Annotated in this window: 7 protein-coding genes; 4 read left to right on the top strand and 3 right to left on the bottom strand. The window is 65.6% G+C overall.

The features are described from left to right. Positions 1–742 (bottom strand): neutral zinc metallopeptidase (locus tag A2J02_RS13060; RefSeq protein WP_068050579.1); only part of this gene is annotated, 742 nt, incomplete at its 3' end. A gap of 170 nt (positions 743–912) precedes the next feature. Between A2J02_RS13060 and aspS the strand changes: the two genes are divergently transcribed. Beyond that, on the top strand, positions 913–2,697 hold the full coding sequence (gene aspS / locus A2J02_RS13055) for an aspartate--tRNA ligase (RefSeq protein ID WP_068050575.1): 1,785 nt from the start codon (positions 913–915) through the stop codon (positions 2,695–2,697). A 67-nt stretch (positions 2,698–2,764) separates the two neighbouring features. Here the strand turns inward: aspS and A2J02_RS13050 are convergent, their stop codons facing one another. Both A2J02_RS13050 and A2J02_RS13045 read right to left on the bottom strand, forming a co-directional pair. Further along, complete coding sequence (locus tag A2J02_RS13050; protein ID WP_231911451.1) at positions 2,765–3,892, bottom strand: hypothetical protein; 1,128 nt, start codon at positions 3,890–3,892, stop codon at positions 2,765–2,767. Between the two features lie 127 nt (positions 3,893–4,019). Continuing rightward, on the bottom strand, positions 4,020–4,640 hold the full coding sequence (locus A2J02_RS13045) for an RDD family protein (RefSeq protein ID WP_082899037.1): 621 nt from the start codon (positions 4,638–4,640) through the stop codon (positions 4,020–4,022). A gap of 206 nt (positions 4,641–4,846) precedes the next feature. Between A2J02_RS13045 and A2J02_RS13040 the strand changes: the two genes are divergently transcribed. The 3 genes from A2J02_RS13040 to A2J02_RS13025 form a co-directional block, all read left to right on the top strand. Next, a complete protein-coding gene (locus tag A2J02_RS13040) occupies positions 4,847–8,236 on the top strand; it encodes a transglutaminase family protein (protein ID WP_068050577.1) in 3,390 nt (1,129 codons plus the stop codon). A 320-nt stretch (positions 8,237–8,556) separates the two neighbouring features. Next, entirely contained in the window at positions 8,557–11,088 is a 2,532-nt protein-coding gene (locus A2J02_RS13030) for a circularly permuted type 2 ATP-grasp protein (protein ID WP_068050572.1), read from the top strand. Beyond that, the coding region (locus tag A2J02_RS13025) for a transglutaminase family protein (protein ID WP_068050576.1) at positions 11,088–11,870 on the top strand (783 nt) is incomplete at its 3' end. The genes A2J02_RS13030 and A2J02_RS13025, both read left to right, overlap by 1 nt.

Genomic DNA, 11,870 nt, shown 5'->3' with positions numbered 1-11,870 from the left:
GAGCGTCGTCGATGTCGGTGGTGGTCAGCGGCTCGAGGAACGGAACCCCGGTGTCCGGATCGACTGTGTCGGCTGCATAGTGCGCCCAGATTCCCGCGTAGCAATCGGCCTGCAGCTCCACCTTGACGCCACCGGACTCGGGTCCCTGAGGATCGGCCTGCGCGCGGCCGATGTCGCCCAGTTGGTTCTGCAGGTGATGGCCGACCTCGTGCGCCACCACGTACTCCTGCGCCAGGGGGCCGCCGCTCGAGCCGAACTGGTCGACGAGAACCTGGAAGAAGCTGGTGTCGAAGTAGGCGGTGGAATCGGCGGGGCAGTAGAACGGCCCGACGGCGCTGGTGGCGTTGCCGCAGCCGGTATTGGTTGCTCCCGAGAACAGATTCACGCCGGGCTGAACGTAGGCGACGCCGGTCTGAGCTTGCAGCTGCGATTCCCAGACGGTGTCCAGGCTCGACACCGTGAATCCGATACGGCAGTCGATCTTGGTGTTCGCGTCCGCCTCGGTCTCGCAGCCCTCGAGGGTCCCCGAGGTGCCGGAGTCGACCTGCCCCGCCGAGCTGTCACCGCCACTGATCTGATTGAGAATCGAACCGGGATCTCCGCCGAAGAGCAGCGCGATGACGATGATGATCAGGCCGCCTGCACCACCGCCGATGGCGAGTTTGCCACCGCGTCCGCCGCCACCGCTGCCGCCGACGGAGACTCGACCCCGCTCCATCCGCGAACCTTCTCTGAAGGTCATGCCCGAGTTCCTCTCCGCCGAGCTCCCACCCTGTGGCGAGAACACACATCGCTGCTGTCGGCCATAGCTTCGCATGCCGCGTCGCGATCTCGTTTCCTTCTACGGTCATGTGCTCCGTAGGATCGGTGAGCGAAGAACACGATCAGCGGATTTTTCTCGAAAGGACACCCGTGCTGCGCACCCACCTCGCCGGCTCATTACGCCCCGAGCACGTCGACCGAACCGTGACGCTGACGGGATGGGTGGCCCGCCGACGCGATCACGGCGGCGTCATCTTCATCGATCTGCGCGACGCGTCCGGTGTGTCCCAGGTCGTCTTCCGTGAGGGAGCAGCACTCGAGCAGGCCCATCGCCTGCGCGCTGAATACGTCGTGAAGGTCACCGGCAAGGTCGAGGGCCGCCCCGAGGGCAACGCCAACTACGAGATCCCCACCGGTGCGATCGAGGTCGAGGCCTCCGAGATCGAGGTTCTGTCCGAGGCGGCACCGCTGCCGTTCCAGCTCGACGACCAGCCGGGCGAAGAAGCGCGTCTGAAGTACCGCTACCTCGATCTGCGTCGTGAGGGCCCCGGGCATGCCATTCGCCTGCGCTCTCATGTCAACGCCGCCGCCCGCTCGGTGCTCGCGCACCACGAGTTCGTCGAGGTCGAGACTCCGACGCTCACGCGATCCACCCCCGAGGGTGCCCGCGACTTCCTGGTGCCGGCGCGGTTGCAGCCGGGTAGCTTCTACGCTCTGCCGCAGAGTCCGCAGCTGTTCAAGCAGCTGCTCATGGTCGGCGGTATCGAGCGCTACTACCAGATTGCCCGGTGCTACCGAGACGAGGACTTCCGCGCCGACCGTCAGCCGGAGTTCACTCAGCTCGACGTCGAGATGAGCTTCGTCACCCAGGACGACGTCATCCTGTTGGCCGAGGAGATCCTGGCATCGCTGTGGAAGCTCGTCGGGCATCACTTCACGGCTCCGATTCCGCGGATCACCTACGCCGAGGCGATGCGTCGCTACGGTTCGGACAAGCCCGATCTTCGCTTCGAGATCGAACTGGTCGAGTGCACGGACTTCTTCTCCGACACCACCTTCCGAGTGTTCCAGGCCCCGTACGTCGGTGCGGTCGTCATGCCCGGTGGCGCGAGCCAGCCCCGGAAGCAGCTCGACCGATGGCAGGAATTCGCCAAGCAGCGTGGCCACAAGGGCCTCGCGTACGTTCTCGTGGGTGAGGACGGCACGCTGGGTGGTCCGGTTGCCAAGAACCTGACCGACGCCGAGCGCGACGGCCTCGCCGCACACGTCGGCGCGAAGAACGGAGATGCGATCTTCTTCTCCGCCGGCCCTGTCAAGGCATCCCGTGGATTGCTCGGTGCCGTTCGCGGCGAGATCGCTCGGAAGCTCGACCTGATCGACCCGAAGGCGTGGGCGTTCGTGTGGGTCGTCGATGCCCCGCTGTTCGAGCCCACGTCCGACGCCACAGCCAGTGGGGACGTGGCCGTCGGATCCGGTGCGTGGACGGCAGTGCACCATGCGTTCACCTCCCCGAAGCCGGAGTCGATGGATACGTTCGACACCGACCCCGGATCTGCTCTGGCCTACGCCTACGACATCGTTTGCAACGGCAACGAGATCGGCGGCGGCAGTATTCGTATCCACCGCAAGGACATTCAGGAACGGGTGTTCGCGATCATGGGTATCGGCAAGGAAGAGGCACAGGAGAAGTTCGGCTTCCTTCTCGATGCCTTCTCGTACGGCGCACCGCCGCACGGCGGCATCGCGTTCGGCTGGGATCGCATCACCGCGCTGCTCGCCGGAGTCGATTCCATCCGAGAGGTCATCGCGTTCCCCAAGTCCGGCGGTGGCATCGACCCGTTGACCGACGCGCCGGCTCCCATCACGCCGCAGCAGCGTAAGGAATCGGGCGTCGACTTCAAGCCGGAGAAGAAGGAAGAACCAGCCGAGGCCTAGAAGGGTTCGAAAACGAATGTCCCCGTAGCGCAGTGCGTTGCGGGGACATTCGTCTGTTCGGATCAGGTCAGCGTGCGGGGGACAGCGGACCGCCGGTGAGGACGCGGTAGGCGTAGTTGGTCGCGATCACCGAGAACGGGATGGTGAACAGCAGACCGAGGCCACACAGCAGCGCGCCGCCGATGTTGATCGCGGTCAACAGAAGTAGTAGCAGCAGCATCGGGCCGAAGTTCTTGACGGTCAGGTCGACACTCGACTTGATGGATTCGATCGCCGACTGGTTGCGATCGATCAGGAACGTCAAGGCGAAGTTCGCGAGGAAGCCGATCGCGATCAGAAGGACCGTTCCGAGGAACGGGATGAAACCGAGCACCACGCTGACGACGGTCCAGATCAACGCCAGGACGGCGATCTGGCCGACGTTGGTGAGTTGAAAGAACCGCCCGAACGACGGTTTCTCGGGAGCGCCGGTCTCGTCCAGGGCTCCGCGAACGTAGGCGGCGTTGACGAAATACGACACGAACGTGGCGATGGCCGTGACGACGATGGCCACCCCGGATGTCGTGGTCGTGAACGTCGTGTCACCGCTGTCGGCGGCTGCCATCGCCGCGGTGAACGTCGACGCGAAGATCAGGACGACCCCGATAGCACTGACGGCCCACACGATGGCCGTGATGGCGAGCCACGGGCCGACGTTGTCCTTGAACTTGGCAAAGCCGTAACTCAGCGCTGCACCGACATCCAGGCGACCGGGATTGGGACCCAACGGCACCTGTCCGTACCCCTGGTTGCCGTAGTTCGCGTAGTTGCCGGGCGGGGGTGGATACGCACCGGGTGGCGGTGGATAGCTGCCGGGCGCGCCGATCTGAGGCGGGTAGTTTCCTGGCGGGGGTGGGTAGCCACCGGGAGGCGGGTAGCCGCCCTGTGGTGGGTAGTTGCCCTGGGGCGGGTAGTTTCCGGGCGGGGGTGGGTAGCCACCGGGAGGCGGGTAGCCACCGGGAGGCGGGTAGCCGCCCTGAGGTCCCTGCGGTCGGTAGTTCCCCTGCGGCGGGTAGTTCCCGGGCGGGGGCAGATACTGACCGCCGGCAGGCGGCGGGGTGTTTCCCGTGTTCGGCGGGGGAGTGTTCGGCGTTTCGGGGCGGTCGGGATCGGAACCCTGGCCGGGCCGAGGTTCGTCGGTCGGATCGTCGTTCACGTCGTTCTCCTGGTCTGTGGTCGGGACGCGTGGGGTGGTTCGGAGCACCGAGACCCCGAAACACTGTGAACGCAGACGAGCGGGCCTCCGCCTGATGTCGGAGGTCCGCTCGTGCGTGGACGGGTTGTTACGAAATGCTGATGACCTGGGTTCCGCCGGCGATCTCGTCGTGCTTGCCCTGTTTGGTCGGGCTGGAGTTGATGGTCACCGCAACGACGATGTACGCCACGATCACCAGGAAACTGCCGACGAACGGCACGATGTTGAGCAGAAGGAAGGCATTGCGCTTGGCCGCCTCGGCCTGAGTGGGCAGTCCGCCTGCTGGGCCGAGGGTGCGTAGGCCGAGGAGTTGCTTGCCCAGAGTCTGGCCGCGGGAGGACTCGAGCAGCGTGAAGTACGCGAAGCCGAGGAGCGCAGTCGCGAGACCCATCAGGAAAGTTCCGAAGAACCCGCTGGGGAGAATCAAGTACAGGATGATCTGGACGATCGCGAGAATGAGCAAGTCCAGGAAGCGCGCCGCGAAACGTGATCCGAGGCTGCCGGGCTGCGCGCCGCCGGGCAACTGCGAGCCCAGCCCGAATCCGGCGTTTCCGCCTACCGGTGGCGGCGGATAGTTGCCGGGCGGTGGGTAGTTGCCGGGCGGTGGGTAGTTGCCGGGCGGTGGGTAACCGGACGCTGGATTCGTGGGGTACTGGGGTTGGTTCGGATCGGACCCGTACTGCGGTCCGTTGGGTGGATTGTCGCTCACGAGATTCCCTTTGGTTGCAAAGTGTGGCGTGCGTCGAACGAATACTCGATTCTCGCCGAGCGAACCCCACCACGAAGAGGGTGTCAAGCACTACACACCTGCCCGGTCGGTACATTTCGGACACGATTTCTCGCCGAGCGCACCGGGCCCGGTCCTACTAGGGTTGGGTGTTCTACCCATACCGGGACTATCACGAGGGGCTCGCCGTGGGCATCAAGGTTGCACTCGAACACCGCACCAGCTACCGATTCGACCGCACCGTCAAGATCTTTCCGCACGAAATTCGGCTGCGACCGGCACCGCATTCGCGCACTCCCATCGAGGCGTACTCGCTGAAGATCGAGCCGGCGGAGCATTTCGTCAATTGGCAGCAGGACGTGTTCGGAAACTTCCTCGCTCGGGTGGTCTTCCCCGAGCGAACCGATCACCTGTCGATCACCGTCGGACTCGTCGCGGACATGGCGTCCATCAATCCCCTCGACTTCTTCGTCGAGGAATGGGCCGAGCACTACGGCTTCGCGTACGAAGAGCACGACCTGCCCGACCTCGAGCCGTATCTACGGCCGGTGGACGAGGGCAAGGCCGGATCCGGACCGGGACCGGTGGTCTCGGCCTGGGTGGAGAAGCTGCAGGCGGCTGTCACCGAACGCGGAGAGTCGTTGCGCACCATCGATTTTCTCGTGATGGCAAACCAAGCCGTCATGGGCGACGTCGGGTACTCCGTGCGCATGGAACCCGGAGTGCAGACCCCCGATCTGACCCTGACGTCCGCCGTCGGGTCGTGCCGCGACTCGGCGTGGTTGCTGGTGTCGGTACTGCGTCAGATGGGTCTGGCAGCGCGGTTCGTCTCGGGTTACCTGGTTCAGTTGTCCTCCGACGTAAAGTCGCTGGACGGCCCGTCCGGGCCGAAGGAGGACTTCACCGATCTCCATGCCTGGACCGAGGTCTACCTCCCCGGTGCGGGCTGGGTCGGGATGGACCCGACATCGGGTCTGTTCGCCGGCGAGGGCCACATTCCACTGTCGGCCACACCGCACCCGTCGACGGCCGCCGCCATCTCCGGTGCGACGAGCAAGTGCAAGGCCGAACTCGACTTCTCGAACACCGTCGTCCGCGTCCACGAGGATCCGCGAACGACGTTGCCGTACACCGCCGAGCAGTGGGAATCGATCAAGGCCACAGCCGAGAAGATCGACGAGCGGATGATCGATCAGGACATTCGGTTGACCGTCGGCGGCGAGCCCACGTTCGTCGCGATCGAGAATCAGGAAGCGCCCGAGTGGAACACAACTGCCGACGGTCCGCACAAGCGCAAGCTGGCAAGTGTGCTCGCCGAACGGCTTCGCACCATCTACGCACCGGACGGTCTGGTGCAGCGCAGCCAGGGCAAGTGGTACCCCGGCGAACCTCTGCCGCGGTGGCAGGTGGGACTGTTCTGGCGTACCGACGGTCAAGCTCTGTGGCACGACTCCGATCTGATCGCCGATCCCTGGTTGGCCGAGGACCTGCGCCCGGATCCGGTGGACAATTCGGCGTCGCAGGCATTGATCGACGAGTTGGTCAAGGCGCTCGGACTGCCCGCCTCACAGGCGCGTCCCGCCTACGAGGACCCGTTGGTGAAACTGTTGGACCTGGTTCGCCAGCCCTACGGTGATCCGCCCGCCGACGACGAGGATCTCGAACCGGGAGCCGATTCCGCGGATGCCAGAAAGAAACTGCTCGAACGGCTCGATGCCAGTACCGACGAGCCTGCGGCATTCGTTCTGCCCATCTCGCGCACCGAGGACGGCTCCGGCTGGGAGAGCTCGGACTGGAAGTTGCGCCGCGGCCGAATAGTGTTGCTGGAGGGCGATTCTCCCGCGGGCCTGCGGCTGCCACTTCGCGCGATCTCCTGGGACGGCGGTCCCGTCGAGAACCCGGCAGACCCCACCGCGCCCAAGCCGGATCTGCCCACACCGCAGCTGACCCAGCAACCGCCGCGTGCGGTGAACCCGGCCGAGTCGCGTTACGCGCAGTTGGTGAACGAGACGTCCGGGGTGGGCGGCACCGCCGTCACCGCACTGGTCGCCGAGGTTCGCGACGGCGTCCTGCACGTGTTCATGCCGCCGATGGATCGGTTGGACGACTTCGTCGATCTCGTCTCGCGGGTCGAGCAGGCGGCGTCGACCATCGACACGCCCGTCGTGATCGAGGGCTACGGTCCGCCGTCCGATCCTCGTATCCAAACCCTCACCGTCACACCGGATCCCGGTGTGATCGAGGTCAACGTGCAACCGACCTCCTCGTGGGCGGAACAGAACGATCTGATGGAGCGTCTCTACCTCGAGGCGCGTCAGTCCCGTTTGAGCACAGAGGGATTCGACAACGACGGCACCACGCGTGGAACGGGCGGTGGAAACCACATCACGCTCGGCGGGGTGACGCCGGTGGATTCACCCGTTCTGCGTCGACCGGACCTGTTGGTCTCGCTGCTGACGCACTGGCAGCGGCACCCGTCGCTGTCGTACCTGTTCTCGGGCCGCTTCATCGGCACCACGTCGCAGGCTCCTCGCGCCGACGAGGGCCGCGAGGAATCGCTCTACGAGCTCGAGGTCGCATTCAGCGAGATCGAACGACTGACCGGGGCCGACCGATCGGCGTCGCCCTGGGTCGTCGACCGAGCGCTGCGGCACCTGCTCACCGACATCACCGGCAACACGCACCGCGCCGAGTTCTGCATCGACAAGCTCTACAGTCCCGACTCCACTCGCGGACGACTGGGACTGCTCGAACTGCGCGGGTTCGAGATGCCGCCGCACCATCAGATGGCGATGGTGCAGTCACTGCTCGTGCGATCGATGGTCTCGCGGTTCTGGGACACCCCGCTGAAGGCACCTCTCATCCGGCACGGTGCCAATCTGCACGGTCGGTACATGTTGCCGCACTTCGTCATCAACGATATCGGGCGTGTCGTCGAGGACCTCCGCGAGCACGGCATCGATTTCGACACCAGCTGGCTCGATCCGTTCACCGAGTTCAGATTCCCCCGAATCGGCACCACCGTGGTCGGTGACGCCGAGATCGAGCTGCGGGGTGCGATCGAGCCATGGAACACCCTCGGCGAAGAATCGACGTCCTCGGGCACCGCTCGGTACGTGGACTCTTCGGTGGAACGAATCCAGGTTCAGGTCGCCGGAGCCGACGCGGGCCGCTACATGGTGACGTGCAACGGGGTGCCGGTGCCGATGTTGCGGACCGAGCGTCAGGACGTGCAGGTCGCCGGTGTGCGTTACCGCGCTTGGCAGCCGCCGAGTGCTCTGCACCCGACGATCGAGGTGCAGAGTCCGCTGCGTTTTGATCTGGTGGAAATGCAGACCGGACGTGCGGTCGGCGGGTGCTCGTACCACGTGGTGCACCCGGGCGGTCGCTCGTACGAGGGACCGCCGGTCAACTCCGTGGAAGCCGAAGCGCGCCGTAACGGCCGCTTCGAGGAGGGCGGGTTCACCTCGGGCAAGGTGGACGTAGCAAGATTGCTCGAGATGCACGCTCGCCAAGCGATCGATGTGTCCGCGCCCGGCATGCTCGACCTGCGCCGGACCGGAGTCATCACGTCCTGACGCGCGACTGCACAGGAGAACGAGTCGACCGGTAGCGATCTCGGTCCGACGCGTATCGGGTGGTTCCGCAGGCAGCGGAGTCACCCGGCGGCGGAGTGTGATCGACCGACGGAAGGAACAACGGCTCGATGGTGCCCGTGGATACCACCCTGAGTGGAGCCGGCAGGAACGACGATGTTTCGAGTGGTGCCGGCAGGAACGACGACGTTTCGAGTGGGGCCGGCAGGAACGACGACGTTTCGAGTGGTGCCGGGTCGCCGTGGCTCGCGTATCGCGGTCGGCGTGAGGCTGTGACCGGTCGTGTCGATCGGTTCGACGAGATGCTCGATGCCGACGACGCCGTCCGTCCGCATTGGGCGGAATTAATCGACGGTATGCGCGAGGCCGGCTCGGGTGCCATGCAGACGTTGCAGTCGCGGGTGAGCCGTCTGGTCGACGACCACGGCATCACGTACAACCCGATTCCGTCGGGTGGCAGCGAGGCGTTGCCCAGTGCTGTTCGGTGGGGGTTGGACAGTGTTCCGTTGGTCGTCGCGGCCGACGAGTGGGACCGTCTGGAAGCAGGTTTGGTTCAGCGGTCGATGTTGCTCGATGCGATGCTCACCGACATCTACGGTGCTCAGGAAACCGTTCGTCGGGGGTTGATTCCGCCGGAGTTGGTCTTCGGCAACCCGGGCTATCTGCGGACGGCGCATGCGATCACCGTTCCGGGGCCGCATCAGCTGTTCATGCATGCCGCCGATGTCGCCCGAGGTTCCGACGGCGAATTCCGGGTCGTCGCCGACCGCACGCAGGCACCGTCGGGAGTGGGGTACGCGCTCGCCGATCGGCGGGTGATGTCGCGCGCGATGCCGGAGTTGTTCCAGGCCAGCAATCCCAGGCCGCTGTCCACGTTCGCTCGGGCGGTTCGTCTGGCGCTTCGCGATGCGGCACCCGCATCGGCCGAGAATCCGGTCGTGGTGGTGCTCAGTCCCGGTTCGCATTCCGAGACGGCATTCGATCAGGCTTATCTCGCAACGGTTCTCGGCTTTCCGCTCGTGGAGAATGCCGATCTCGTGGTCCGCGACGGCTGTCTGTGGATGCGGTCGCTCGGCAAGCTGCGCCGGGTCGATGTGGTGCTGCGCCGAGTCGACGCCGAGTTCGCCGACCCACTCGATCTGCGCCCGGATTCGCATCTGGGAGTCGTCGGTCTGGTCGAAGTGCTGCGGCGTGGGGCCGTGAGCGTCTTGAACACTCTCGGTAGTGGTGTCCTCGAGAACCCGGCTCTTCTTCCGTTGCTTCCGGCGTTGAGCCGTGCCCTGCTGGACGAGGATCTGATTCTCGGTTCGGTACAGACCTATTGGGGTGGCGACCCGGATCAGCTCTCGCACATCGGAAGCCGGATGCGTTCGCTGGTGCTGCGCTCGACCACCTCACGTCGCACGGTGGTGGGGCACGATCTCACCGACGTCGCCGCGGAGGAGCTGTGGAAGCGAATTCTCGCCGAGCCATGGAAGTGGACCGGGCAGGAAGTCCCCGAGTTCTCGTTGGCTCCGGTCGGTTCGTCGATCGACGGCGGCTCGGGTTCGCAGTTGTCGGTGGCACCGGCGCAGGTGGGGATGCGGCTGTTCACGGTTGCCCAGCGGGGCGGGTACACGCCGATGCGCGGCGGCCTGGGGCAGGTGGTGCTCACCGCACCGGTCACCGAACCGCTCATCACGGTGGCGTCGAAGGACGTGTGGGTCAAGTCGGTGGAACGGGTCACCCCGGCGGACTCCGCTCCGCACACCCCGCCCGCCACGGTGGAGGAGTTGCCGCAGTACGCCGCGTCCAACGTCGATGTCGTCAGTTCCCCGCGTGTGCTCGGCGACCTGTTCTGGTTCGGCCGCTACAGCGAGCGTGCCGAGGACATGACTCGACTGCTCATCGCCGCGCGCGAACGCAATCAGGACTACCGCTCGATGCCGTGGCTCGAAGGCAGCGAGAGTCTGCCGATCCTTCTCGAAGCGGTCACGAAGGTCTCGCGCACCTGGCCGGGATTCCTCGACGAGAAGAACCGCGGTGATGCGAGCGTGGAAATGCGCTCGCTGATGCTCTCCACGGGACGTCTGGGTTCGCTGGCCCAATCGGTGGATCGGATGCAGCAAGCGGCGCGCGCGGTGCGCGACCAGCTCTCGAACGACACCTGGGCGGTGCTGAATCGCATCGACACCGCGCTCGAGGAGCTGGCCGAGTCGCCGGTTCACAACGGCGCGCAACTGGCGTCGTCGCAGTCGAGTGTGCTGCGCGGGTTGCTTGCGCTGGCCGGCTTGGCATCGGAATCGATGGTGCGAGACGCGGGCTGGTACCTGATGGATGCAGGCAAACGGATCGAGCGTGGTCTGCAGCTGACTGCGCTGCTCTCGGCCACGCTGAGTCACGCTCTCACGCCGTCCACCGAACAAGCGGTCATCGATTCGGTGCTGTCCGCGGCCGAGTCCTCGGTGATCTACCGCAGACGCAACAGCGGGCGCGCGCGTCCGGCTGCCGTCGCGCAACTGTTGTTGTTCGACGAGGGCAATCCGCGAGCGTTGGTCTACCAGCTCGATCGGCTTCGGGACGACCTGGGTTCGTTGCCCGACGCCTCGGGTACGTCGCGGCCCGAGCAGCTCGTCGAGCAGATGCGGGTGCGGTTGCGGCGCGTTGACCCGGGCGATCTGGAATCGGTCGATGCGAACGGCAGGCGAGTGGAGTTGCTCGAGCTGGTGGACGGCATCCACGACTCGCTGGAGGAATTGTCCCGCGTCGTCCTCGCCACGCACATGTCGTTGCCCGGTGGCACGCAGCCGCTGTGGGGCAGCGCCAACATCCGAACTGCGAACGGAGTGCGGTGATGAGTCGTCGGTACCGAATCAAGCACATCACCACCTACACGTATTCCGACCGCGTGACCTCGTCCTACGGGCGCGGATTCCTCGCGCCGCGCGACATGGACGGGCAGCACTGTCTGGAGAAGTCGGTCACGGTGGAGCCGGCTCCCACCGATCAATCCTTCGGCGTGGACGTCTACGGCAACGAGGACGTGTACTTCCACGTCACGCACGACCACGAGAAGCTGGTGGTCACGGCGGATTCGCTGGTGGAGGTCTATCCTCGTCCGGCGGACGAGACGACCTCGTGGCCGGCGACGGCATCCTGGGAGTCGGCTCGGATGGCGCTGTTCGATGCGAGCGTGCCTGCGGAACCGGCCCGCGCGTCGGCCGTGGAGTTCGCTCTCGATCTGCCGACTCCGGAGATCACCGACGAGGTGCGCGCCTACGCGGCCCCCAGCTTCTGGCCCGGTCGTCCTCTCGCGGACGTCGTCGTAGATCTGACGCATCGGATCTTCACCGATTTTCGCTATCTGTCCGGCTCGACGACGGTCTCGACCACCGTTGTCGACGTCCTCGCCGCGAGGTCGGGAGTGTGTCAGGACTTCGCTCGCCTTGCGATCGCGTGCTTGCGGTCCAAGGGTCTGGCGGCCCGGTACGTGTCGGGATACCTCGCAACCGAACCTCCGCCCGGCAAGGAACGGATGATCGGTGTCGACGCGACCCACGCGTGGGCTGCGGTGTGGATGCCGAACGATCAGTGGCTCGCGTTCGATCCCACCAACGATCAGCTGGTCGACGAGCGA

It is taken from the genome of Rhodococcus sp. EPR-147, from assembly GCF_001647185.1.
Taxonomy (GTDB): domain Bacteria; phylum Actinomycetota; class Actinomycetes; order Mycobacteriales; family Mycobacteriaceae; genus Rhodococcoides.
This window is presented reverse-complemented; position numbering and strand designations above follow the sequence as displayed.